This is a genomic window from Gemella haemolysans (assembly GCF_901873445.1).
In the GTDB taxonomy this organism is placed as follows: domain Bacteria; phylum Bacillota; class Bacilli; order Staphylococcales; family Gemellaceae; genus Gemella; species Gemella haemolysans_C.
The window spans coordinates 69,597-96,537 of sequence record NZ_CABFLN010000016.1; the positions used below are offsets into that span (position 1 = coordinate 69,597).

At 31.6% G+C, this 26,941-nt stretch carries 23 protein-coding genes; 6 read left to right on the forward strand and 17 right to left on the reverse strand.

The features are described from left to right. The first annotated feature begins 187 nt into the window (after positions 1 to 187). Positions 188 to 1,024, forward strand: a complete 837-nt coding sequence (locus JX287_RS02410) for a DegV family protein (RefSeq protein WP_204641621.1) — start codon at positions 188 to 190, stop codon at positions 1,022 to 1,024. 131 nt (positions 1,025 to 1,155) lie between these two features. On the opposite strand, the gene JX287_RS02415 is transcribed toward JX287_RS02410, so the two are convergent. The 9 genes from JX287_RS02415 to JX287_RS02455 all read right to left on the reverse strand — a co-directional run bounded on the left by JX287_RS02415 (position 1,156) and on the right by JX287_RS02455 (position 11,934). Then, complete coding sequence (locus JX287_RS02415) at positions 1,156 to 1,350, reverse strand: heavy-metal-associated domain-containing protein (RefSeq protein ID WP_204641622.1); 195 nt, start codon at positions 1,348 to 1,350, stop codon at positions 1,156 to 1,158. Between the two features lie 22 nt (positions 1,351 to 1,372). After that, positions 1,373 to 3,826 (reverse strand): heavy metal translocating P-type ATPase, encoded by a 2,454-nt coding sequence (locus tag JX287_RS02420; protein WP_204641623.1) that lies wholly within the window; start codon positions 3,824 to 3,826, stop codon positions 1,373 to 1,375. Positions 3,827 to 4,057: 231 nt separating this feature from the next. Next, on the reverse strand, positions 4,058 to 4,717 hold the full coding sequence (locus tag JX287_RS02425; RefSeq protein ID WP_204641624.1) for an RDD family protein: 660 nt from the start codon (positions 4,715 to 4,717) through the stop codon (positions 4,058 to 4,060). A gap of 13 nt (positions 4,718 to 4,730) precedes the next feature. Further along, positions 4,731 to 5,708 carry a signal peptide peptidase SppA gene (gene sppA / locus JX287_RS02430; protein ID WP_204641625.1) on the reverse strand — a complete coding sequence of 326 codons (978 nt, stop codon included), beginning with the start codon at positions 5,706 to 5,708 and terminating at the stop codon, positions 4,731 to 4,733. An 85-nt stretch (positions 5,709 to 5,793) separates the two neighbouring features. After that, the gene (locus JX287_RS02435) at positions 5,794 to 7,113 is read right to left on the reverse strand and encodes a DUF4767 domain-containing protein (protein ID WP_204641626.1); all 1,320 of its coding nucleotides are present in this window, start codon (positions 7,111 to 7,113) and stop codon (positions 5,794 to 5,796) included. An 11-nt stretch (positions 7,114 to 7,124) separates the two neighbouring features. Further along, complete coding sequence (gene dnaB / locus JX287_RS02440) at positions 7,125 to 8,486, reverse strand: replicative DNA helicase (protein ID WP_204641627.1); 1,362 nt, start codon at positions 8,484 to 8,486, stop codon at positions 7,125 to 7,127. Positions 8,487 to 8,508: 22 nt separating this feature from the next. Next, positions 8,509 to 8,952, reverse strand: a complete 444-nt coding sequence (gene rplI / locus JX287_RS02445) for a 50S ribosomal protein L9 (RefSeq protein WP_204641628.1) — start codon at positions 8,950 to 8,952, stop codon at positions 8,509 to 8,511. A gap of 31 nt (positions 8,953 to 8,983) precedes the next feature. After that, entirely contained in the window at positions 8,984 to 10,930 is a 1,947-nt protein-coding gene (locus tag JX287_RS02450; RefSeq protein WP_204641629.1) for a DHH family phosphoesterase, read from the reverse strand. Positions 10,931 to 10,932: 2 nt separating this feature from the next. Further along, entirely contained in the window at positions 10,933 to 11,934 is a 1,002-nt protein-coding gene (locus tag JX287_RS02455; RefSeq protein WP_204641630.1) for a DUF2232 domain-containing protein, read from the reverse strand. 541 nt (positions 11,935 to 12,475) lie between these two features. Between JX287_RS02455 and JX287_RS02460 the strand changes: the two genes are divergently transcribed. Next, positions 12,476 to 13,240 (forward strand): M15 family metallopeptidase, encoded by a 765-nt coding sequence (locus JX287_RS02460; RefSeq protein WP_204641631.1) that lies wholly within the window; start codon positions 12,476 to 12,478, stop codon positions 13,238 to 13,240. 25 nt (positions 13,241 to 13,265) lie between these two features. After that, a complete protein-coding gene (locus JX287_RS02465) occupies positions 13,266 to 14,213 on the forward strand; it encodes a hypothetical protein (protein WP_204641632.1) in 948 nt (315 codons plus the stop codon). Between the two features lie 52 nt (positions 14,214 to 14,265). On the opposite strand, the gene JX287_RS02470 is transcribed toward JX287_RS02465, so the two are convergent. The 3 genes from JX287_RS02470 to JX287_RS02480 all read right to left on the reverse strand — a co-directional run bounded on the left by JX287_RS02470 (position 14,266) and on the right by JX287_RS02480 (position 17,885). After that, entirely contained in the window at positions 14,266 to 15,507 is a 1,242-nt protein-coding gene (locus tag JX287_RS02470; RefSeq protein ID WP_239650314.1) for an MFS transporter, read from the reverse strand. 239 nt (positions 15,508 to 15,746) lie between these two features. Continuing rightward, positions 15,747 to 16,343, reverse strand: a complete 597-nt coding sequence (locus JX287_RS02475; protein ID WP_204641634.1) for a ComF family protein — start codon at positions 16,341 to 16,343, stop codon at positions 15,747 to 15,749. A gap of 3 nt (positions 16,344 to 16,346) precedes the next feature. Beyond that, positions 16,347 to 17,885 (reverse strand): DEAD/DEAH box helicase family protein, encoded by a 1,539-nt coding sequence (locus tag JX287_RS02480; protein ID WP_204641635.1) that lies wholly within the window; start codon positions 17,883 to 17,885, stop codon positions 16,347 to 16,349. A gap of 290 nt (positions 17,886 to 18,175) precedes the next feature. Here JX287_RS02480 and hpf point away from each other — a divergent pair, with 290 nt between their 5' ends. Continuing rightward, a complete protein-coding gene (gene hpf, locus JX287_RS02485; RefSeq protein WP_048802184.1) occupies positions 18,176 to 18,721 on the forward strand; it encodes a ribosome hibernation-promoting factor, HPF/YfiA family in 546 nt (181 codons plus the stop codon). A 380-nt stretch (positions 18,722 to 19,101) separates the two neighbouring features. After that, entirely contained in the window at positions 19,102 to 19,677 is a 576-nt protein-coding gene (locus JX287_RS02490; RefSeq protein WP_204641636.1) for a DJ-1 family glyoxalase III, read from the forward strand. A gap of 53 nt (positions 19,678 to 19,730) precedes the next feature. Here JX287_RS02490 and JX287_RS02495 read toward each other — a convergent pair whose 3' ends face one another. The 5 genes from JX287_RS02495 to rpsF all read right to left on the reverse strand — a co-directional run bounded on the left by JX287_RS02495 (position 19,731) and on the right by rpsF (position 23,512). Then, complete coding sequence (locus tag JX287_RS02495) at positions 19,731 to 20,807, reverse strand: iron-containing alcohol dehydrogenase family protein (RefSeq protein WP_204641637.1); 1,077 nt, start codon at positions 20,805 to 20,807, stop codon at positions 19,731 to 19,733. Positions 20,808 to 21,043: 236 nt separating this feature from the next. After that, positions 21,044 to 22,261 (reverse strand): HD domain-containing protein, encoded by a 1,218-nt coding sequence (locus JX287_RS02500; protein ID WP_204641638.1) that lies wholly within the window; start codon positions 22,259 to 22,261, stop codon positions 21,044 to 21,046. 105 nt (positions 22,262 to 22,366) lie between these two features. After that, complete coding sequence (gene rpsR, locus JX287_RS02505) at positions 22,367 to 22,615, reverse strand: 30S ribosomal protein S18 (protein ID WP_003148047.1); 249 nt, start codon at positions 22,613 to 22,615, stop codon at positions 22,367 to 22,369. 23 nt (positions 22,616 to 22,638) lie between these two features. Beyond that, positions 22,639 to 23,211, reverse strand: a complete 573-nt coding sequence (locus tag JX287_RS02510) for a single-stranded DNA-binding protein (protein WP_204641639.1) — start codon at positions 23,209 to 23,211, stop codon at positions 22,639 to 22,641. Positions 23,212 to 23,224: 13 nt separating this feature from the next. Then, positions 23,225 to 23,512 (reverse strand): 30S ribosomal protein S6, encoded by a 288-nt coding sequence (gene rpsF / locus JX287_RS02515; RefSeq protein WP_027129919.1) that lies wholly within the window; start codon positions 23,510 to 23,512, stop codon positions 23,225 to 23,227. A gap of 731 nt (positions 23,513 to 24,243) precedes the next feature. Here rpsF and adhE point away from each other — a divergent pair. After that, the gene (adhE, locus tag JX287_RS02520; protein ID WP_204641640.1) at positions 24,244 to 26,886 is read left to right on the forward strand and encodes a bifunctional acetaldehyde-CoA/alcohol dehydrogenase; all 2,643 of its coding nucleotides are present in this window, start codon (positions 24,244 to 24,246) and stop codon (positions 26,884 to 26,886) included. Positions 26,887 to 26,941: the final 55 nt, after the last annotated feature.

Consider the following 26,941-nt stretch of genomic DNA (forward strand, 5'->3'; position numbering starts at 1 on the left):
ATTAATTTTAACGCTATTAAAACCTTAACATGTTAGTTTATTCAACTTTTAATACTTCATCTATATATAAAGGTGAATTTTTTATTTCACTTTTTATTTGAAAAAATTTTATTTTTAGTGTATTATATAAAAACGTAGTAAAGCTACAATAATTTTGAATACAAAATAAAACATGAGGTTAAAATTTATGAAAACAGCTTTTGTGTGCGATTCAGCATTACAAATTAATAAAAATTTTGCGAATAACAATCCAATTACAGTTATCCCAGTAGAGGTTCGTCTTGACGATGAAATTTTTGAGGATAACGTAACTATTACTCCTGACGAATTCTACGAGAGGATACATAACGGACAAATGCCTAGCACAAGCCAACCTGCTGTAGGTAAAATACTAAATGTCTATGAAGAATTAAAGCAACAAGGTGTTGAGCGTATCGTTGCTTTCAGCGTTTCTTCTAAATTGTCAGGAACATACTCTTCTTTTGTACAAGCTAAAGACCTTATTGATGGAATTGAAATTAAAATAATAGATACTCTTCAAATAGCAAGAATGGTAGGAATAGCAATCGAAAAAATTATTAAAGAATTCGAAGAAGGAAGTTTAACATTTGAAAATATAGAAAAAAGATACACAGAACTTTCACAACAACACAATGTTCTTGTAACAGTAGAAACTATGCAATATTTATATGCAGGAGGTAGACTTACTAAAGCTCAGTTCGTTCTATCAAACTTACTAAATATTCTTCCTATTATCACTATTAAAGACGGTCTCCTTGCAGTAAGTGGTAAACATAGAGGAATGAATAAAGTTCTTTCAAAAATGTGTGAAGAAATAAAAGAAAGAAATCCAAAGAGTTTATTTGTTCTTTATACAAATGATGAGTTATTAGAAAAAGCATTATCTTCGATTAAAAAAACTTTCGGAGAAATCGAAGTAGAAACAGAAATCGTATCACCTGTAATTGGATCTCACGCAGGACCTAAAGCTATAGCAATAGGATATTTAGGTTACGACAAATAATAAACACTTCTTTACATAAAAAAGCACCTTAGAATTAGATTAAAACTAATCCTAAGGTGTTTCTTTATTAGGAACGATTCCAAATCACGATGTCAAAATAATCAAATTTGTCGAATCAATCCCACTCTTTGCTAATCTATTTTATAATTTGTACCTTCTAACGCAGCTTGAAGAGCTTCTTTTGAAGCATTCCCTTCAACTTCGATAGTTTTTTCTTGAATATTAACTTCTATATTATCAACATTATCTAGTTTCGATAATTTTTCTTTAACTGCTGCGACACAACCACCACATTTTACGCCTTCGATATTATACTCATTTTTCATGATTAATCCTTCTTTCTTTTTATTAATTTAATTTTACTCTTTTTAATCTTAAAGCATTTAGAACTACAGATATAGAACTAAAACTCATTGCAGCTCCCGCTAACATCGGATTTAACAACGGTCCTCCGAATATATAGAATACTCCCATCGCAAAAGGAATACCTATAATATTATAGAAGAATGCCCAGAATAGATTTTCTTTAATATTTGTTATAGTTTTTTTACTTAATACTATTGCATTCACAACAGAATTTAAGTCAGGTTTCATCAATACTATATCTGCCGCATCGATTGCTACATCTGTTCCTGTTCCTACTGCTATTCCGACTTCTGCTTGTACTAGTGCTGGTGCATCATTAATACCATCACCAACCATCGCTACCTTTTTACCTTGAGCTTGAAGTTTTTTGATTTCATTTGCTTTATCTTCTGGTAAAACTTCACTAACAACTTTGTCTATCGATAATTGTTCTGCAATTACCTCAGCAGTTTTTTTATTGTCACCAGTCAACATAACTACCTCTAACCCTAAGCTATGTAATTTTTCAACAGTTTCTAAACTACTTGCTTTTATTTGATCGGCAACAGCTATGATTCCAGCTAGTTCAGAGTCTACAGCTATGAACAATGGTGTTTTTCCTTCTGAAGCATATTTCTCTGCTTTTTCAACTGAATCTTTTGTAACAATATTATTTTCCAACATTAATTTTTCATTACCAATAAGTACTGACTTTCCATCAACCATTGATGAAATACCTAATCCTGTTAATGAACTAAAATCTTCAACTTCTACTAGTTCCAAATTTCTATTTTTAGCTTCATCTACAATTGCTAAACCTAATGGGTGTTCTGAAAGATATTCTACACTCGCTGCAAGTTGCAATAGAACTTCTTCAGATAAATTATTAAATGTCATTATATCAGTTACTGAAATTTTACCTTCTGTCAATGTTCCAGTTTTATCAAAAACAACAGTATCAACTTCTTTAGCTAACTGTAAAGCTTCTGAACTTTTTATTAAAATACCGTGTTCAGCTCCCTTACCTGTACCTACCATTATAGCTGTCGGTGTAGCTAAACCTAAGGCACAAGGACAAGCAATAACAAGCACTGCGATAATAATTTTTAGAGAAAAACTCCAAGTAGCATCACCAGCAAAGTACCATAAAACCCCTGCAATTAATGCTAAGCTAATAACAACAGGAACAAATACCCCTGAAATTTTATCTGCAAGTTTTGCGATAGATGCTTTAGAATTTTGAGCATCTTCAACAAGTTTAATAATCTGTGATAAAGTAGTATCTTTTCCAACTTTAGTAACTTTCATTTTGAAAACACCTGTTTTATTGATACTTGCTCCTACTACTTTACTATTAATATCTTTTTCTACAGGGATACTTTCCCCTGTTAACATCGATTCATCTACAGTCGAACGACCTTCAATCACGACTCCATCAAGAGGTACTTTTTCACCAGGACGAACAAGTAGTATATCACCTGTAGATATTTCATCTACTGCTACAACATGTTCTTTACCATCTTTTATTAAATTAGCTGTTTTCGGTACTAATCCGACCAATTTACTTATAGCATTTGTAGTACGACTTTTCGATACTCCTTCAAAGTATTTACCTAGTGTAATCAATGTTAAGATTACCGCTGCAGATTCATAGTACAAATTCATAGCTGCATGTTCATCACCTAAATATGCCAATACCGTTGAATAAACACTATATAAGAATGCTTCCCCTGCACCTAACGCTACTAAAGAATCCATATTAGGTTTTCTTCTAAAAATAGCTCTAATTCCTACACTAAAGAATTTTCTACCAAAATATAAAACAGGTAACACCAGAATAAACTGTACAGTTGAAAATAATTTTGGATTTCCCATTGGACTTAAACTTTCCAACGTAGGTAATCCCACCATCTCAGCCATCGCTATATACAACACAGGCACTGTAAATATAGCTGAATAAATAAATCTTTTCCAAATACCATCAATTTCTTGTTGTTTTTTCTCAGCTTGATCATCAACCAAATCATCTATTTCTAATCTTGCTTTATAGCCCGCTTCTTCTACTTTTTTCTCGATTTCAGCTACACTTAATTTTTCTTTATCAAATTTTACAACCATTTTTTCAGTAGCAAAATTAACGACTGCTTTTTCAGTTCCATCTAGAGATGAAATCGTATCTTCTATATTTTTCGCACACGACGCACAACTCATTCCCTCTAATATAAATGTTCGCTCTTCAATACTAGAAACATAAGTAAGCTTATACCCCAATTTTTCTACAATCTTTTCTACTTCCGTTCTATCTATTCCCTCTCCTCTAGTAAGCGTAAGTTTACTCGTTGCAAGGTTTACATTGACATCTGATAAGTTATCAACTTGTTTTAAACTCTCTTCAATATGTGCTGCACAAGAAGCACAGCTCATCCCTTCAATTAAATATGTTTCATTTTTTACCATATATTAATCACACCTATCTTTTAAATATTTTTGTTTGTCTACAATTGTAGTCTTTTTTATAAATTAAGTATACTACCATCTAAAATTATTGTCAACAATATTTTAAATAATCAATAACAGCTATCATTATGATATATAGTGAAAGCTATCATAGAGCGTTTAAAAGGGGATAACTCGACAAAATCAATTTCTATAAAATCATGATTTTTGAGTCACCCCTTACAATATTATTTAATTTTTACTTTCTAATTTTTCATTCATCTGACGACGAAGTTTAGAAAAATCTTCTTTGACTACTACAGTGTCAGCAATATAGTCATGAAGTCCTTTTTTCTTATTAGTAAAAGCAACAGCTAGATACGGGATATACACTAAAAATATCGTTAATAGTCTACCAACTAGTTCACGGTAAACTATATCCATAAGACCTAACCTATCACCTTTATTAGTTTCTACTTTTATCTTCATAATCATCTTACCTAAAGTTTGAGAAAAGAAGTAAGTCATCGAGATAAAATAAGTGAACATAACGATAACATAACTCAGAGATTCTTCTCCTAAAATTGGGAAATCTAGTTGCTTATTCAAAAGTCCAAAACTAAAAGTATTCAATAAACTAGCTATAGCATAAATAACAATCATATCGATTAAATACGCAACAAATCTCGTCCAAAAGCCTGCATAGAAATTTTTTGAAAGAGTCATATAATCTTCTATTGTTGTTGGCAACGAAAGATCTTTTTCCTTTTTATCTACTCTTTCTTCTGTTTCTTTAGCATCTTCGTGTTCTCTAGTAGATTCTTCATTTTGTATCGTATCATTCTCTAGTTTTGCAGAAGTTTCATTTAAATTAGGATCATATGAAGGTCTATTATTTAATTCATTATTCATATAAAAAACCTCCTTATCCTAAGTAACTACGTTCAACTTTATTTGAATTCACTTCACTATTTAATTCAGAGATAAAACTTTTTGTTGTTGCTTTAACAAATCTAGAAATTAAACTTTCTGCAGTTTTATCAGCTCTTAACTCAACTACAGTTGGATTAGATAATCCTTTTTCTTCTTTTATTAAATCAATAAGCTCATCTTCGGTACCAATTTTATCAGCTAGTTTATTCGCTACTGCTTGTGTACCTGTATAAGTTCTTCCATCAGCAAGTTTCTTAACTTCATCTTCACTTAGATGTCTACCTTCAGCTATAGCTTTTACAAATCTTTCATATGCTTCTTTATTTTGTTCTTGTAAGATTTTTCTAGTTGATTCTGGTAAATCTTCTGTTAATCCTCCAACTGCTTTTTGATCTCCTGAACGAACAGTTTCTTGTTTAATTCCGTGATCATTTAAGAATTTTTGAGCAGATACATAACTCATAATTACCCCTAAAGAACCGGTAGTTGTTTCAGTATTCACGAAGATTTTCTTAGCTGGCGTAGATACATAATATCCACCTGAAGCAGCCATTTTCTTCATTGAAACATAGACATCTTTACCACTATTTTTTAAGGCGTTATATAATTCAGCAGTTTCATAAACTCCACCACCAGGTGAGTTTACCGATAATAGTATAGCTTTAACATTAGAATTATTTTTAGCTTCTTTGATTTGATTTAACACAGATCCTCTTGAATAAGTGTTCGTCATCTCAGCATTAATTTCACCTTCAATTGAAATCTTTTGAATTACTTGGCTACTATCTCCTTTTTTAAGAGTTAATTTAGTAATACTTTGCTCCTGTAAAAATTCTGTTAAGTAACCATTTAATTCCGACTCATCTTTTTTATTACTATTACTTGATGTTATAGTACCTTTAATTAGTGAAAATACTACTAAGACAACAACAATCACTGTTGATATCAATCTTTTATTTTTAAAATTCATATTTTTTCCTCCAAAACTTTATTATAATATTTTTATAAAAAGCCAGAGACAAATAACACTTTCGCTATCTGCCCCTAGCCTATTATTATGAACTCTTAACTATATTTTCAAAACCTTTTTGCAGATCCACATTAGCAGTTCTTCTGAAGTAAACGTACTTCTTAGAATTTCCTTGATTTTGTTCAGTTATCAGCACAATTGGTTCACCATTTAAAATAGTGAAATAGTATAGATGTGCTACAGAATTTACTGGTTTATCTATATCAGAAAATACAGCAACTATATTATAGACATCTTTATAATTTCCTTCAGGTGACCATTTCATACTAATCAGTTTATCACCTTCTAGAACTAAACGTGCATCCCCTGCCATTTCTGTCTCAGTAGGAAGTTTTAATCCATAAAAATTAACTCTATTATCAGGTGTATACTCTTTATAACTTTGGTTTAGAGATTTTTCCCAACTTTTCACAAATTGATAAAGTTTTTCACCTTTATTTTTATTCCAATATGAAGCACCTGTAGTTTTAACTTCTTCTTTTTTCTCAGTTTTTTCTTCAGATAATCCAGTAACAGTTAGTGTACGTTTGAAAGTTCCACTAACTTTTAGTCCTTTTTTCTGAGCTTCCTCTTTATTAAGAGTTATCTCAACATCTACCTTGCTTCCATTCTCTAAGTTTTCTGTAGGATTATATTTAATCTCAGGTTGTTTCAAGAATTTCTTAATATTATCATCGGCATCTTTTACTTCTGGAATATCTACAATATCAACATTTACCTTACCTTGTCTGTTAGTACCATATGCTGCTAATTCAACTTTATATTGATCAAGATGAACTACCTTATCATCTTTCTTGTAGAATTTAAAATAATAAACTCCCGCAGCAATAACACATACTAAAAGAAACGCAACTATAAATCCAAGTTTCGATGGTTTTTTCTTTGTTTTTTCTTTTTTAGTTTCCTTATTTTGTCCCTCAATATTTTCTTGATTCACATTAACAAAATTATCATTTCCTTGGAAATTATTATTCTGATTATCATTAGTAAATTGATCATATTGACCATTTGCTCCTTGTTCAAAATTAGCTTGATCATTATCAACATAATTACCATCTTGATCATAATAACCAGTTACCATAAAGAATCCATTTTGATCATAGTAGCCCGTTGGTGTAAAATTATCATCATTTTGATTATAGTTATTATATTGAATAAAATTACCACTCTGGTCATAGTATCCATTCGGAATAAAGTTTCCATCTTGGTCACAATAACCGTTTGAAACATAGTTTCCATTTTCGTCGTAATAGCCATAAGGAATAAAGTTTCCATTTTGATCATAATAACCATTTAAATCATTATTAAATTCACTATTTTGAGAATTAGTATCTCTATTTGTCATTACCTTCCCTCCTATTCAGCATAAGTTTTCGATACGAATTTATTATATCGTTTCATAAATGCAAGTTCTGCAGTACCTGTTTGTCCATGCCTATTTTTAGCGATAATTACTTCAATAGTTGAAACATCACTTGTTCCCTGAACTTCATTTTCATCTGCATCCTCACTTCTATAATAGTCACCACGGTATAAGAATGAAACTATATCCGCATCTTGCTCAATACTTCCAGATTCCCTAAGGTCACTCATCATAGGTCGTTTATCTTGTCTAGATTCCACACTACGAGATAGCTGAGATAATGCGATAACAGGACATTCTAATTCCCTAGCCATTTGTTTTAAACTACGAGAAATCTCAGATACCTCTTGTTGTCTGTTATCAGTTCGCTTACTTCCTTGAAGAAGTTGTAGATAATCGATAACAACAAGATCTAAACCATGTTCCGCTTTTAATAACTTACATTTTGCTTTTACTTCATTTACTTTGATAAAAGCACTATCTTCAATAAAGACATTTTTTTGACTTAAGAAATGAACCGCTGTTTCAAGTTTCATTAGATCGTCATTATCTAAATCACCTTTTTTAATCTTTTCAGAATCTATCATTCCCTCACTACAAATCATCCTAGATACAAGCTGGTCCGCTCCCATCTCTAATGAGAATAGTGCAACTGTTCTCTTCTCTTCTTCTGAACGAGGATTTTTCCCAGCAATATTAAGTGCAATATTAAGCGCAAATGCTGTTTTCCCCATCGCAGGACGAGCTGCAAGGATAATTAAATCCCCTTTACCAAATCCTACAAGCTTGTCTAGCGCACCATATCCGGTAGGTACAGCTACATTCTGACCTTCTCCAGCCATACGAGCCAAAATTTCTTTAAAAACTTCATCAGTAACATCTTTCATATTTTTAAACTGAGATGTTTTCGCTCGTTCCATCGCACGTTCAACTTGATCAAATAATGTAGCAGTTAAAGAGTCTATGTCAGCATTCCCTTGATTCATCTCTTCAGTACTACTTAAAAGTGCTGCTCGAATTTCTCTATATATTGAATATCTCTTTACTAAGTTCGCATAGTGCATAATATTACGAGAACTTGGAGTAATATCATACAAGTCCACTATGTATAATGAGGCATCCACTGTTCTGAATGCCCCACTATTATTTATTTCTTCGAAAATCGTAGTGGTGTCAGGTATTATTTCCATTTCATCTAAACGCAAAATAGCACTATAAATATCTTTATTCCGTTCATCATAAAAGTCTTCCGGATCAACCGTTGCTTTGACTTCTATTAATTTCTCTGGCTCTTGCATCAGAGCCCCTAATAACGATTGTTCTGCCATTACAACAGAATCTATATGATATTTCATATTGTCACCTTCAACTTATTTACTATTGCTCCACCACATGAACTTTAATAGTTCCTTCTACTTGGTTGTGTAGTTTAATTTTAACATTTGTATACCCTAAAGATTGGATACCGTGTGGTAAGTCGATTTTTTTCTTATCAACTTTAAGATTATGTTGTTTCTTAAGTTCTTCAACAATTTGTTTAGAAGATACTGATCCGAATAATCTACCACCTTCTCCAGATTTAACTTTAATTGTCACTTCAAGACCTTCTAATTGTTTCGCAAGTAAGTTAGCTTGAACTAATTCTTCTTGCTTGTCTTTTTCAACACGTTTTTGTTGTCCTTTAAGTGTTGCCATATTAGCGTTAGTTGCTGCTACAGCTTTTTTATTAGTTATTAAGAATTTTGCATATCCATCAGCAATTTCCTTAACATCTCCTTTTTTCCCTTTTCCTTTAACGTCTTCTAAAAATATAACTTTCATTACAATTTCTCCTTTTATCTATGTTTTTATTTTATGATAATATTTTATCGATGGCATCATTTAGTCGCTCTAAAGCTTCGTCTAAATTGACTCCCTCTATTTGAGTTGCTGCGTTGGCAAGATGTCCTCCACCTCCAAGCTCCTCCATAATTAATTGAACATTTATATTTCCTAATGATCTTGCTGAAATACCTACTTTTCCTTCTTCTAAATATCCAATAGCAAAACTACACTCAATTCCTTTAAGAGTTAGAAGTAAGTCTGCACTTTGGGCAAGCATTACATTAGTATAATATTTATCTTCAGGCGCTTTTGCCATGATAATCTCTGGTGATTTTTGAATAGAGTTATTAATGATTTCTACCCTATTCATAAAGTTCTCAAATGGTTCTTTAAGAATTGTTTTTACTTTTGTAGGATCTGCTCCATTACTACGTAAATATGCAGCTGCATCAAAAGTTCTAGAACCGGTTCTTATTGAGAAGTTTTGAGTATCAACAACAATTCCTCCAAGCATAATTGTCGCCGCTACTGGAGTAATTTTTTCTAACTTAGTTTGATACTCTATCAATTCTGCGATTAATTCCGATGCAGATGAAGCATAAGGTTCAATGTAAGTTAACAGCGGATTAGTAATTATATCCTCACCACGTCTATGATGGTCAATAATAACTTTTCTATTCGCCTTAGATAGTATCGCAGCATCAATAACACGTGATGCATCAGAAGTATCTACAATGATTAATGTTGTTTGTGGCGTCATAAGTTCCCAAGCTTCATCACTATCAACAAAGACTCTTGCCAATTGCTCATCTGAGTTATCAATTTCAAACATTACTTTTTGAATAGTTTCATCACGGTCACTATCATTTAAAATAATGTAACATTCTTTACCTACTATTTTAGAAAATGTATAAATACCTACACAAGCTCCAACAGCATCGAAGTCAGGACGTTTATGCCCCATTACGATTATTTTATCACTATCACTTACAATATCAGCTAACGCATTAGATACAACACGTGCCTTAATTCTAGTACGTTTTTCTTGTGGGTTTGTTTTACCACCGTAAAATCTAATCGTACCATCAACATCTTTCATAGCAACCTGATCTCCTCCACGCCCTAAAGCTAAATCAAGTGAACTCTTCGCAAGTTCTCCTAGTTCTGGTAGGAAATCCGTCCCCATACCTACACCTATACTTAAAGTAATCGGTGCATCAAACTCCTCTTTTAGATTTCTAATTGTATCTAAAATTTGGAATTTCTCTTTTTCTATTTTCTTTAAATCTTTTACATTTAGAAGTCCGATAAATCTGTCTTCATCGATTCTTTTTAGATAAATACTATTCTTTTTAGCCCAATCTGTCAAAGTGATAACTATAGTAGCATCCAGTCTACTCGCTACTTCGTCGTCTAATGAATCATAGACATCTTCATAGTTATCAAGACTTAGATTTAGAATAATAGGTCTAGTATCTCTAAACCTTTGCATTACTACTTTACTTTCTGTAATATCAAAGAAGTAGATATAACCACTATCTTTTTGATAATTAACTTTATAGTATTTACCAAAAATTTCAAACTGATTATCTACAGGTGTTTCCAGTTCGAATAATTCTGAGATTTCAGGCATAAGTTCAAGGATGTTTAAACCTTTTATCTCTTCAACTTTAATGTTTTTATAAATAAAGTTATTCGCCCATTCAATATTTTTATCTTTATCTATTACAATTATTCCAATAGGAAACTTGTTAATTCCTTTTTCCGAAGAATCTTTGATTCTATTAGTAAGTTTACTAATATATCTTTCCATCTGTTCCACAGATTTTTTCTTCTGAAGAATATAGGTTACGAAGATTAAAAGACCTATTAATAAATAACTAACTAAACTGAAAATATCAAATATTCCGCAAAGTATTGCTCCTATTAGAAAAATAGTTAAAATTATCAATTCATATTTTCTTTTTCCATTCATACTTATCTCCCCCTCTTCATAATGATATATCCTTCTCTTAACTTAAATATACTATCAACAAATCCAAGTAATTCAAAGATAGGACTGAAAACTAACATTAACATGAACACGATAGGTTTCGTAATCGTAGATTTATTCTTTGTTCTTTGTTCAATAAAGAAAAACGCAGTGAATAAACCATTTAATATAAATGCTAATGCTAATACCCCCGATATATTTTGTAATAAAATATTCCAAAAACTATACGTATTACCAGTTGATTGCATTTCCATTAGCAAAGTCACCAAAGAAACACCTATGTATATATAACCACTTCTCGGACTTAACATTATACGGCTAAATTTCGGAAAAGCAGGAATAATGACATATTCTCTAGCTAATAAAGAAAGTGTATATTGTACTAAACATAAACTATATACAAATAACATTATAAATAATGTTACTGGAAATGTTTTTTGCATATTCGAAAAACTCTCTAGAACTAAATTCTTATCAACACTCTGATTCATCTCTACCATAGAATTAACATAGTTATTAATAAATTCTAAAATTTGTTTACTATCAATAGTTATATGACCAAATTTTATAGATAAAAATACATATATAGCTATAGCTATAAATAGTATCGCTGTTACAGCTACTACCAGGAATAATTTAGAGGCACGTAAATATATCGTTTTGTATATTATATATGCTACTACCATATGAATTCCAAACCAAAACATCATAACTGGAGAAGCTAATACCGACAACATAATTCCTCCAGAAATTATCAATGGCAGAAATGATTTCAATCCTCTCGCCCCAAGCACATATGTAAGTGGGAACACAGAAAGGAATGCCGCAATAATCTCAATATTCAATAGTGCACCTAATAATATCAACACTAAATAACTAGCTGAATATGCCAATATTTTTAAATTGCTAGGCATTCTAAAGAAAAATTTATTTGCCATTAATTTCTCAATTTCTTTACTCAAAAGATCTGAAATGTTATTATCCAAATTAACACTCCTTTTTTATTTTTATAATACCCCTCATAAGTAATTAAACTATATAGGTATCTTTATTATTATACCAAATTTCAGAGTTTTTTTAAAGAAAAATAAAAACATTAGAATTGCTGCCTAGGAAAACATTAGCCCTATGCGTATTCAATTTATACATATGGTATTATCCTGTTCACCCAGAAGTAATTCATATTTCAGTCTACTACTTTTCTAAACATTTTAAATCAAAAATACTCTATCTCATAACCTTACAGCATTTCTATTTTCATTTTCAAGATAACCTCCGTGTACTGTCACTATAAATTTTTTATAAAAACGAAAAATTTCATATAAATATAATTAAACATCTATCGCATTCTTTTTGTCTCATATTTTTTATAAATTTTATATTTAAACACCGTTTATAATTGACAAAAACCACTATTCAACTTATCATATTTAAGTAAGAGATACATTTAATTTTGTATTTATATTTTTTGCATTAATATTATGAATTGAATGCAGTTATTATACTTAAAGAAAGAGGTATTTTTTTATGAAAAAATATATTATTACTATCGTTACAGTTACTTTAGTAGTTTTAACTGTTGCTTTAGGTGGATTTTATTATTTAACTAAAGATGATAAAGCAACAACTCCTAATTCATCTAATCAAAAACAGGATTCTAAAACTTCTACTAATAAAGAAAACGATAAAAATAAAAACGGTGAAAATGAATCATCAACTTTAGGGAAGACACCAGAAACAGTTACTGAACCTACAGTTATTAACGGTATTATTTTAGCTAACAAAAAACATCCACTACCTGCTAACTATAATCCTGGAGAAAATCCTACAGCTCGACAAAAAGTCAATAAACTTATTGCTGATGCTCAAGCATTAGGTCTTAATGTTTCTAACCAAGTATCAGGTTTCAGAGCCTACGATACTCAGGCTGGTCTTTACAATAATTATGTTGCAGCTCATGGAAAACAAGAAGCAGACAGATTCTCAGCTCGCCCTGGGTACAGCGAACACCAAACAGGTTTAGTTTTTGACTTAATCGACAATCAAGGTCAACTACTAGGGTCAGACGGAACTAACGAAGCCAGTAAAAAAGCTGCTGAATGGCTAGCAAATAACGCACATAAATACGGATATATTGTCAGATATAAACCAGAATTCGTAAATAAAACTGGTTATATGGAAGAAAGTTGGCACATCCGTTATGTAGGAGAAGATGTCGCTAAAACAATTCATGAAAAAAATATTTCACTTGAAGAATATTTAAATGCTCCAGGTGGAGATTACGCTAACTAAAATATTATTAACAAAGGAGAATTAAATGAATAGAAATAGTCAAGATCCAAACAACCAAAACTTCAATAATCAAAATTTTGATCCTAACTATAATTATGATTCAAATATAGATAATACTCAATATAATAATCAATATAATAATCAATATAGTAATCAAGGCTACGAACAACAATATCAAAACACTCAGTATCAAAATACACAGTATCAAAACTTTGAACAACCTCAAGATTATAACAACCAACAACAAAACTATAACGTTCCTCCTATGTATATGGAAGAACCTAAAGAAAAAAAGAAAAGTATTATTCCAGTTGTATTAACAGCTATCATCACTTTTGTAGTACTAGTTGTAGGATTATACTTCGGTTATAATAAATTCTTGAAAAAAGAAAATGTTATCGACTTAGCTACATATGAAGTAAACTTCGTAACATATGGTGCTGAAGGTGAAGGAAAACCTGAAGTTGACATTAAAAAAGTTCCTGAAGTTGCTAACTCAAATTCAAATGCGGAAATCTCAAACTTATTATCAAACCCAGACATCTCATTCGATAAACAAAGCAACTTGAAAAATGGTGACAAAGTAGAAGTAACTATTTCATTAAATAAAAATACAGTTAATAAGTTAAAACTAAAAACAACAGGAGAATTCAAACGTACATTCACTGTTAATGGATTAAACGAAAAAGCTAAAGAAAAAGAAACTATTATTGTTAAAGAAAGTTCTTCTAGATCTTCAAGCTCTTCAAGTTCTGGAAGTCGTCGTAGTGATGAACGTACAGTTTATGTTAGACCATCAGCTGGGGTTAACTTAAGAAGTTCTTCTAACGACTCAAGTAGTATCATTACTGCTATCCCAGTTGGACGTTCTGTTTACCAACATTATATCGAAGTAAACTCAGATGGTGAAGCTTGGGCTTATGTTTCATACGGAGGAAGTAATGGTTGGATAAGAGCCGACCTAATCGGATAATAAATTCAAAACAAAAAAGTTGATTCACAAACTCGTGAATCAACTTTTTTTATTATTTGTCTCTAACTTTAATCTTAACCATAAGCATACTTACTAGAGTTATTCCTATTACTATTAAAAATATCGCTTTACTTTGCGTGAAGCCAAATAATCCATTTTTAACATGTTTAGCAATCCAAACATAAACATAATCTCCGTAATAGATTCCTAGCGCAAAGAATGCTTGATATATTCCCATACTTACATTACGATACTCTCTATCAAAATATTGCATAGCAAGTGAAATAAGTGCATTATACGCACCTCCATACCCTAATCCGTTAAGTATATAACTGAAATAAATAACATACGGATTATTTACATACAACGCTACTATGTAGAACGCTAACGAACACCCTAATAAGAATAATAATGTTTTTTGAATACCCCATTTTCTAGTGAAATACACTCCCACAAGAACGCCTGCAATAAGCTGAGGTACCGCAAAAACAGCATCCATATAAGCAAGCATAAGCGGCGTCATATTTAGCTCAGTTTTACCATAAGCAATCATGTTTGCCCCACTTGTTGAGAATTTAATAAATGAAAGTAACAATGCTAATAAACAGATATAAATAAAACTCTTATGCTTAATTACTACTTTTACTTTATCAAATGAAAAATCACTATCGATTGGACGATAATCTTTCATCATAAACGATAATATGAACGTTACTACTGCAATAACACCTGATACTATCCACATATAATCAAAGTGTTTATATGTATTCATAGTGAAGACATATTGGATTGGGGCTGCGATAAATTCAGCTAACAGCGGTGCTACAGATAATATAGATACTGATACAGCTGCCTTATCTTTCGAAAATGTTTCCGAGAAAATAACATTAAATAAAGCAAGCATTGTTGCACTTATACCTAAAGATAATGAAGATAGGTATAAAGTCATGTAACTACCGTTAAATGCAACTAAAAACGATGTTATAATTAACAAGAATAACGAGATTTGTACAAATATTTTTCTTCGCTTAAATATATCACTCGCTAAAAACATAGGTAACCTTACAATTAAACTCATAAGACCATAACCTGCAGCAATCTGAGCAGAAAGTACCGGGGTTAATGAAAGTCCACCTTGATCAATCGGTGTTATAGCGTATAGCTTCCTATAAGCTCTAATAATACTTATCGCCGACCAAAATAAAACTAATATCCAAAATATAATAATTTGATCTTTATTTAATTCAAATTTTTTCGATAAGAAAATTACAAGAATTAAAATTAATACGATCATAATAAGTGAAAATAAAATTTTTGTTTTAACCATCTCCTAACTATATAATTTGAGTAATCATTTTATAAAATGTTGAACTTAACCTTTTCAAAAATAACATTTTAATTCAACTTTAACATTATACCACAAAAAACTAAGTTGTTAAGTAAAAAATACTTAAATTAAGCGTTAGTTTACTTTCTTCCAAAAAGACGACCCTCGCTTTAAATTCTTTCTAAAATTTACTTACCAAATTCCCCTTAGTTTACTTTCGCTAATGTTAAGAAACTTATATTTGTTTCTGGATAAACTTCTTTTATAGTTTTGACACAACCCAGTAAAGTATTACCACTTGTGAATATATCATCTATTATTAATATACTTCTAACATTTTCCAAATTTTGTCCATTAGGCAGCATATAATATTTATTCTCTACCCTCTCTTTATGGAGCTTTGCCTGTTTTTCTCTATACTCACAGCCTAGTATCTTCTCAATATTAATATCACACATCCTACATAGCTGTTCGATATGATCAAATCCTCTTATAATCTCCCGAATCTCGTTAACAGGCACAATGGTTATAAGTTCAAAAGTATTCAAAGATAGAAATTGTTTAAACAAATTTTTAAACTTCAGCGCACATGCTATATCTCCAAAATATTTTATCGAATAAATATCATCTTTTACAAATTCATAATCAGAAAAATAATAAAGAGTGTATTCTCCTACTTCTAAAACATTAATATCAAGATGTTCCTTACATTCGGCACACAATAGAAATTTCTCCTTTGTTTTGAAAAGTGTATCAAAACCTAATTTATCGGTAATTTTATCTCCGCAAAAACTACAATTCATAATCTATCTCCTATTTAACTTCCTATATTTCGCTAAATTATTCATGTATTCAATCTCTTTAATCGCCGCTTTCATCTCCCCACTAATTTTATCCGATAAAAATACTATATCCCCACTATTATCGTAATCTTTTCTTCCTACCCTCCCAGAAATTTGGATTAATGCTGACTTTGTGAAATTTATATGTTTTGCATCAAAAATTATCACATCTAGATAATCGAAAGTCACACCGCGTTCTAATATAGTAGTAGTTACAAGAATATCTATTTTCCTATCATAATACGCCCTAATCTTTTCACTCCTATTTTCATCTTCACTATATACAAAATCTATAATAATATCATCTGAAAAACTATTCTTCAGATAAAGTACTGCTGTTTCGCACATACCTATTTCAGGAACAAATATCAAAATTCGCCTATCTCTAGTTAATCTTTCTTTTATAAATTTTTCTATAAATTTTGATTTCTTTGTAAAGTCAAACACATCGCTCTTTTCAATTTTAATTTTCGGAACAGGCAACAAATATCTATGATACCTTATAGGTATTTTGATAATTTCATCAACACTATCTTTAATTTTATTTGAAGGCGTAGCTGATAAAAACATAAGCACACCATTATTTTTCAAACTCGTTTTTACTCCATTTTCTAAACATTCATCACCAGAATACGGAAAAGCATCTACCTCATCAATTATCACTATATCAAAATAATTGTAGTACTTCACAAGCTGATGAGTAGTCATTATATAAAAATTAGATTCTTCTAATACCTTCTCCTCGCCATGTAATACACTTATAGGGTAGCCACTAAAATCACGATAAAACCTCTCAGATAATTCCTTAACTACATCTCTCCTTGGAATAGCTAAACAAATAGTTTTACTTTCTAAAATCGCTTGATAAATTACCTCATAAACTATTTCTGTCTTTCCAGCACCACAAACAGCCCAAACTAGTGTATTTAGAGCTTTTCTAGTATTCTCTACCAATCTTTTACTAGCTATCTCCTGAACATCGCTCAGTTTTACACTTGGTCGTTTAGGTGCCTCAATTTTTGATACTGGAATATTAATATGAAATTTTACAAAATTATCATCACTTCTTCCAAAAGCGATACATCTCTTACAATACGTTGTCTTCAAACTATTATTCTCAAAACTAAAAAATAGATTTTGATCTCTGTTGTCGCATTGTAAGCAATGATATTTATCATCGACCAACTCCACTGAATACAACTTCTTAACAAAGGTACAATTATCTAAATAGTGTAATTTAATTTTCAAATTGAGTAATCTAGAAATAGACAAAAGCAGCCCATTGTACTTCCTTAAAAAAGTTAAATCACTTTCTTTCATAGTATAGACTGCCCCTGTAATTATCTCATCATAAATTTTTTCAAAATCATCATTTCTTTTTCCAAAATTATCATAACTCTTTTTAATTTTTCTATAATTTATATCTTTCTCATAATCATTCATTTTTGAATAATAAATTATATAAAGCGCTTCAATAAATTCACAGTACTCCCTAAAAAACATTTTTTCTCCCCACCTTAGCTGTAAATATTTATTAAATTTTCAGATTATTTTTACTCATTTAGTTAACATTTTAAGATTCTAGACTTCTTTGCAACTTTATACTAACTGTATTTAATTTTATTTTAACAAAAATATATTTATAAAGCAAAATAAAAGTACATTTTATAAAAGCAACATTTTTATGCAAACTATATTGCTAACGTTATCAAAAAGTGGTATAATAAAACTATAAAAAGAGGGGGAAACCCCTATAAAGTAGCTAGGCTACTTTATGAAAGGAGTGCTTTAAAATGTTAAGATATCAAGTACGAGGAGAAAATTTAGAGATTACTCAAGCAATTAGAGAGTATGTTGAAAACAAAGTTTCTAAATTAGAAAAATACTTTGCTGACAGTTTAGAAGCAAACGTTTATGCTAATGCTAAAGTATACAAAAATAATAAGAAAAAAATTGAAATCACTGTGCCACTTAAAGGTGTAACACTACGTGCAGAAGAAACTAACGAAGACCTATACGCAGCTGTTGATTTAGTTGTAGACAAACTTGAACGTCAAATGAGAAAACACAAAACTAAAATTAATAGAAAAGGACGCGAAAAAGGATTTGTTGAAGAAAATCTTCTTACTAACGAGTTAGAAGAGGCTGAAGAAACTGCATTAGATTTCGGTAAAGTTAAACAACTTAAAGTAGAACCAATGACAAGAGAAGAAGCTGTATTCCAAATGGAACTTCTAGGACACGATTTCTTCGCATTCTTAGACAGCAATACAAACGAAATTTCAGTAGTATACAAACGCCGTGACACTGGATACGGAGTTCTAGAAATTTCTAAATAATTAACAATGAGTTTAAACTTAATCAACCATCTTCCGTAGGTGGTTGATTTTTCTTTGCAAATACAATAAAATAAAACTAATAAGAAATGATATATGTTATAGAAGAAATACTCTCTTCTATGTATTTTTCTGTACTCTTATTGTATCCAATTAGTTTTTATTATTTCCCTTACTATTTTATAGTAGCTAAAGTAAAATACAATAGTGTTTTACTGCGAAGAAATAAGACTACAGGCTTATTTCTTAACTAGAATATCCTTTTGTACAACAAAAGATATAGAGGTATCGCAAGCTACACAAAAAATAGTAAGAAGAGAAAATATAAACTTACAAAATACCTTTTCTATAACTACACACAATACCCATTAGGAGGATTTTTTATGACTAAAAAAGTTGCTTTATTCGTTGAAAATGGAAGTGAGGAGCTAGAATTTATCGCACCTCTAGATATATTACGTCGTGCAAATATTCATGTTGATTTAATTTCTGCCAACAACGAAGATTACATAACAAGCTCACATAATGTAAAAATAATAGTAGATAAAAAAATTAACGATATCGACAATATCCTTGACTATGATGCTATAGTAATTCCTGGTGGAATGCCCGGAAGTACACTACTTCGTGATAACGACAAAATAATCACATTCTACCAAGGCATGTATAACGCTGGAAAACTTGTTGCAGCCATCTGTGCTGCACCTATTGTACTAAGTAAAGCAGGAATACTTGAAGATAAAGAAGCAACTTCTTATCCAGGATTCGATAAAGAAATTAACTGTAAAATATACAATAACGAAAAAGCAGTAATCGTTGATAAAAATGTAATTACTGCACAAGGACCAGCTGTCGCAATCCTATTCGGTTACGAAATCGTTAATTATCTACTTCAAGACGATACCGCACAAAACATTAGCAACGCGATATTAGTTCCAGTATTAAAAAACAACTTATAAAACACAAAAATTAAGACCTCAGAATAGAACATCCGAGGTCTTTTATCATACTATTATTTTGTTAATTCTTCTAATTCTTTCATCGCATTAAATACAACTTCTGGTGTACAAACATCAACTGCAAGTTTAAATGTTTCTTTTTCACTAGCTGCAAATTCTGCAATTTTCTTCATTTTTTCTTCTACATCTTCAGTTACATTAACACAAGCTAAGTTGTAAGCTAAGTTATTGTCTTTATAGAATGGAACAAGTTTCTCAACTTCTTCTCTCTTACCTTCAGCAAGTAATTGAACTAAGATACCGTATGATACTTTTGTACCGTGTAACACAGAGTGTGTTTCTTTAACTAAACTCATACCATTATGAACTGCGTGTGCTCCCGCCATACGTCCATAGTGAACACCGAAGCATCCAACACATCCTGAGATTGCGAATACTGTGTCTACAGCATTTTTGAAACTTTCTGTTACTTCACCTTTTTCCATAGCTTCTAATGCACCATTAGCATCACGTAAAAGTGCATCACGAGTGATTTTAGCTGCTTCTAATCCCATTCTTACAAAAGGATCGTTAAATTTATTGTTTCTCTCAACTAAAACTACTGCTTCATACCATTTTGCTAAAGTATCACCGATACCTGCTACGAAGTATTCTTTTGGTGATTCTAATAATAAATCTAAGTCTGCCACACAAGCATATGCAGTACGTTTAAAGTATGCAACTTCTCTAAATGTGTGGTCTGGGTGATAAACCGCAGCTACAGGTGCATAAGGTGCACAAGTTGCGATTACTGTCGGTACTGTCATGTACTCAACGTTTAAGTTTTGCGCTACACCTTTCGCAGTGTCGATAACACGACCTCCACCTACTCCAAGAACTACGTCAACACCTTCTCCAAATTCATCTGCAATACGTTGCATATCTTCAAAAGATGCTGATCCATCATATTTTGCTACTCTAAATTCTCTATTTCCTTTATAAAATTTCGTAAACGCCGCGTAAGATTTTTCTCCAGTAACAATCAAAGGAGTTTTAAATCCTTCTAATCTATTATCAAGTGCAGACAATGCCCCACTTCCTGAAATATATTCACTTACCCCTGGTCTCGCTACATTTGCTAATTCAAACATTTTACATCTCTCCTTTGTTGTTAATTTATTTTTGTTTTTTATAATGTAATTATGATTATAACATTTCCGAAAACTAAAATCAATAGTAAGTTAAAAATATTTTATTTTCTGATAATTAAATTAAAAATTTAAAATCCTTATCTTTAAACCTTATAAAAAAATAAGGCAACATAGAAGTTAATCAACAGAGATTATATCTCTTTCCAAACACTTCCATATTACCTTAAAATTTTATTTTATCTCGGGAAAAATATAGTCCCCTCTTTTTTAGTCTGACCTTTTGTTATAGATTCAACGATAGTACTAGCTTTTTCAAGAGCTACTATCTGTCCATCTAATTTCTCAATTAAAATTTTTCTACCTTTATACGGACTATAGACACTCGCTTCTATATTCTCTATCCTTAAATAATATTGCTCATCGTACCCATTATCACGTAGCATATTTTGTATTTGAGCTAAATTCTCTTCGTTATAATCCACATACTCGAAAAGTTTTCTATTTTGCAATCTTTTCGCTAAATCTGCAGCTATTACATCATCTTTATCTTGGATAAGAGCACAACAGTATAATAACGAATTCTCATCTAATCTGAAATACTCTTCTTCACTAACCTCTACTTTTTCTAAAAATGGAATTAGCACTTTCATATCTTCAAAATAATCTTTATTATCTTTAAAAATATCTTTCAATCTATTAAATAATTGAATAAACACTGCTTCATAACTTCTAGCTACAGGGTGATAGTAAACTTGCCAGTACATTTGGTACCTTGCCATAATATAATCTTCTACACTATGAATACCTGTATGTTTAACTACAATTACCTTCCTACCTTCACTTGTTTTTCTAACACGCATCGTACGCAATATTCTTTCTAAGTCAAATTGTCCATAACTCGTAGCTGTAAAGTAAGAATCACGTAGTAAATAATCCATTCTATCAGCATCGAGTTGCCCAGAAACAATCTGATTCAATATATCATTTTCATGAGTATGTTGAATAATAGAAACTATATCTTCAGGCATTTTTTTAGATACTGCTCGCAAAATAGAATTAAGTTCAGTGTCCCCCAATATTATTTTTGCTGTATATTCCTCATGACTATGATTAGTTACATGTTCAAAAGCATGAGAAAACGGACCGTGTCCAACATCATGTAATAAGCTAGCAAGCATCACGCACACTTTTTCATATTCAGTTAACTCAGCGCAGAGCGTCTTAACCTCGGTTACCATCCTTCTTACAATTTCATATACCCCTAACGAGTGAGAAAATCTTGAATGTTCGGCTGTTGGATAAACTTGAAAATCTCCACCTAATTGTCTAATACGACGCAATCTTTGGAACTCTTTACTATCAAGACAATTCCAAATTACCTCATAATGAATATGTATATAACTATGAACAGGATCCTTTAATACTTTGGTTTCATCTAATCTTTTTAATTCCATCCCTATTCCCCCTATCACAATCGATATTTTTTACTATATTTCACTATTATTATATCAAAGCACAAAAAAAAGACAAGCCTAAGCTCATCTTTTTCACTCTTATTCTTATTTTTCGTCTACTACGTATGGTAAAAGTGCCATGTGTCTAGCTCTTTTAATTGCTGTAGTTAACATTCTTTGGTACTTAGCTGAAGTACCTGTTACACGACGGGGTAAGATTTTTCCACGTTCAGAGATGAATTTTTTAAGTAATTCTACATCTTTGTAGTCGATAAATTCTACGTTATTTTTAGTGAAATAACATACTTTTTTACGACGACGCATGTTGTTACGACGATTGTTATTTACTGCCATTGTGCATGTCCTCCTATGTAATTTTAGTCTTCTTTAAACGGATTTACTACATCCTGCATGAAGTCATCATCTAGATTACTTGGGAAGTTTTCCCCAAAATCAGAGAATGATGAACTATCATTAATAAAATCTTGCATAGCTGAATTAGCTTGTCCAAAGTTTTGATTAGTATTGTTATAATAATTTTGATTATTGTTATTATTATAGGCTGGTTGTGATTGAGGTTGATTAAAACTCATAGAATCAAAACCATTGTTTTGTCTACTATGTGAGCTGTTTTTAGATTCAAGGAATTGAACACTTTCTGCTACTACTTCAGTAACATAAACTGTGTTTCCATCTTTACCTTGATAATTTCTAGTCTGTATTCTACCTTCAACTGAAACTTGACTTCCACGCCCTAAGAAACGAGCCATATTTTCTGCTTGCTTTCTAAAAGCTACGCAGTTAATAAAGTCTGCTTGTCTTTGACCATTTTGGTCAGTGAATGTTCTGTTTACAGCTACTGAGAAATAAAGCATTGGAATATTCGAACTAGAATATCTCAATTCTGGATCTTTAGTTAATCTACCTACTAATACTACACGATTTACCATAGTATTTCACCCCTTATTTTTCTAATCTTACTACCATATGACGGATGATGTCATCGCTAATTTTTGCTAAACGATCGAATTCTTTTGTAGACGCATCTGTTTCTGAAGTTAATTCTACTACATAGTAGTAAGCATCACTGAAGTCTTCGATTTCATAAGCTAGGCGTTTTTTACCTAAATCTTTAACTTCTACTGCTTCTGCACCTTCTGAAAGAATATTTACGAATCTATCAACCACAGCTTTTTTAGCTTCTTCATCGATACGTGGTTGAACAGCAAACATTACTTCATATTTTCTCATGTGTGTGTTACCTCCTTTTGGTCTTTGCGACTCCCTAGTTTACTAGAGAGTAAGGAGTAATAAAATTACTCTAACGGTTATTATATCAATTCTAAAAATAAAAATCAACTAATAACTATGTATTTTTTAAATATTTTTTAATTTAATCATCGTTAGTAAATATAAGTAAATCATAAATATAATTCATAATTAAATATTTACTGAGAAAATTACATTCTAGCTTCCTCTCCAACTTAATTACTTCTTAAGTTAGACTACGATAAATGTACTTGTTATTCTTTTTCTTCTATTATAATACACAAAGCCACTATTCTTTAATCGATAGCTATTATCAATGCTAGGAACTTTATTTTTAATATTATATTTAACTATCCAAAACAATAATACTCTCTATAATCTGTTGTATATCAATTATTTTCTATAATATAAAATAATATTGAAAACAACTATTATAAAAGTTATTGATTTATATAACAGAAATATATTATTGAATTCAAAAATGCGCAAATCATTAATTTGTACATTCAAATTTTATATAAAAATATATATTTTATCTAGGTTTTTAGTTATATAACAGATATTTACAACGATTAATTATAGGTGTAAAATATAGATGTAAACAAATAAGAGGTGTTTATAACAAAAATTAAATGATGATTATCCACTATTATACTTTACAGATATTCTCATTATTTCTGTTATAAATCCCTGAATTAAAAGGAGTAAAAATCATGTCTAAAGAAAAATTACAAACTGTAGATCCAGTTGAAGAAGTAAATACGTTAGTATCAAAAGCATTAGTTGCTTTAGATGAATTCAAAAAGATCGAAGATCAAGAGAAAATTGATGCAATAGTTCAGGCAGCAGCAGTTGCAGCTCTTGAAGCACACGGACCGCTAGCTGTTGCAGCAGTTGAAGAAACTGGTCGTGGTGTTGTTGAAGACAAAGCGATTAAAAATCTTTATGCATGTGAATACATTGTAAACTACATGCGCGATCTTAAAACTGTTGGAGTAATCGACAAAGATGACGTTGATGGACTTACAGCAATAGCTGAACCAGTTGGTGTTGTTTGTGGTGTTGTACCAACAACTAACCCAACATCAACAACAGTATTCAAATCTCTAATCTGTTTAAAAACTCGTAACCCAATAATTTTCAGTTTCCACCCATCTGCAAATGAATGTTCTAAACAAGCTGCTCGTATCGTTCGTGATGCAGCAGTTAAAGCAGGGGCTCCTGAAAACTGTATCCAATTCATCGAAAAACCATCTATGGAAGGAACACACGCTTTAATGAACCACGATGGTGTAGCTACAATCCTTGCTACTGGTGGTAACGCAATGGTTCGCGCAGCTTACTCTTGCGGTAAACCGGCTCTAGGTGTTGGTGCTGGTAACGTACCTGCTTATGTACACAAAGAAGCTAAACTTAAACAAGCTGTTAACGACATCGTATTAAGTAAAGCATTCGACAATGGTATGATTTGTGCCAGTGAACAAGCTGCGATCGTTGATAAAGAATTATACGATGAATTCGTTAAACTTATGAAATCTCACAGAGTACACTTCGTAACTAAAGAAGAAAAAGCTAAATTAGAAAACTTATTATTCGGTGTTGAAGCAAACTCTGAAAACTGTGCCGGAGCTAAATTAAACTCTGTAATCGTTGGTAAACCAGCTACAGAAATCGCTAAATTAGCTGGATTCGAGGTTCCTAAAGGAACAGTAATCTTAGCTGCTGAATGTAGTGAAGTTGGTGTTAAAGAACCACTTACTCGTGAAAAACTATCTCCAGTATTAGCTGTATTAAAATCTAGTAGCACAAAAGATGGTATTGAAAAAGCTAGACAAATGGTTGAATTCAACGGTCTAGGACACACTGCAGCAATCCACACTCAAAACGAAGAAGTTGCTGAAGAATTTGGTAAAGTAGTTCGTGCTTGTCGTGTAGTTTGGAACTCACCTTCTACATTCGGAGGAATCGGGGATGTTTACAACGCATTTATCCCATCTCTAACTCTTGGATGTGGTAGCTATGGACGCAACTCAGTATCTGGTAACGTAAATGCTGTTAACTTACTAAACATCAAATTAATCGGACGTAGAAACAACAACATGCAATGGTTCAAATTACCTCCAAAAGTTTACTTCGAACCAAATGCTATCAAATACTTAAGTGAAATGGAGGGTTTAGAAAGAGTAATGATCGTAACTGACGAATCAATGGTTAAACTTGGTTTCGCAGGACGCATCATCGATCAATTAAACCGTCGTAAAAATAAAGTTCAATACGAAGTATTCGCTGGAGTAGAACCTAACCCTGATATCACAACTGTAAGACGTGGATTAGAAATCATGAATACTTTCGAACCTAACACTATCGTAGCACTAGGTGGTGGTTCTCCAATGGACGCAGCTAAAATCATGTGGTTATTCTACGAAAGACCAGATGCAGACTTCAAAGAACTTGTTCAAAAATTCGCAGATATCAGAAAACGTACTGTAAAATTCCCTCACTTAGGACAAAAAGCTAAATTCATCGCTGTTCCAACAACTTCTGGTACAGGTAGTGAAGTTACACCATTTGCAGTAATCTCTGACAAAGAAAATGATAAAAAATATCCGTTAGCTGACTATGCTATCACTCCACACGTAGCAATCGTTGACCCAGTACTAGTTCAAACAGTACCAGCTAGACCAACAGCTGCAACAGGTATGGACGTATTAACTCACGCAACTGAAGCTTATACTTCTATCCTTGCTAACGATTATACTGATGGATTAGCACTTCGTGCAATCAAACTTGTATTCGAAAACTTAGAAAAATCTGTTAAAGAATTCGATAAAGACGCTAGAGAAAAAATGCACAACGCTTCTTGCCTAGCTGGTATGGCTTTCGCAAATGCATTCTTAGGAATTTCTCACTCAATGGCCCACAAAATCGGTGGTAAATTCCACACTATCCACGGTGAAACTAACGCAACATTATTACCATACGTAATCAAATACAATGGTACTCGTCCAGGTAAAGTATCTCTATGGCCTAAATACGAACACTATCAAGCTGATGAAAGATTCCAAGACATCGCTCGTATGCTAGGACTAAAAGCTGATACTCCTGAACAAGCAGTTGATTCTTATGCTCAAGCAGTATTCGAACTTGGTAAACGTGTAGGAACTCCAATGTGCTTCAGAGATCATGGTGTTGACTACGAAGCATTCAAAGCAGCTCTACCTACTTTAGCAATGGATGCTTACGAAGACCAATGTACTCCAGCCAACCCAAGATTAGCTCTAATCAAAGATATGGAAGGTATCATGGAAGCAGCTTGGTTCGGATTTGATGAGAAAAAATTCGTAGAAAATCAATAAGCTATTCATTCATAATCACAGAACATTAAACTCATACTTCTTTTCATCCATGAAG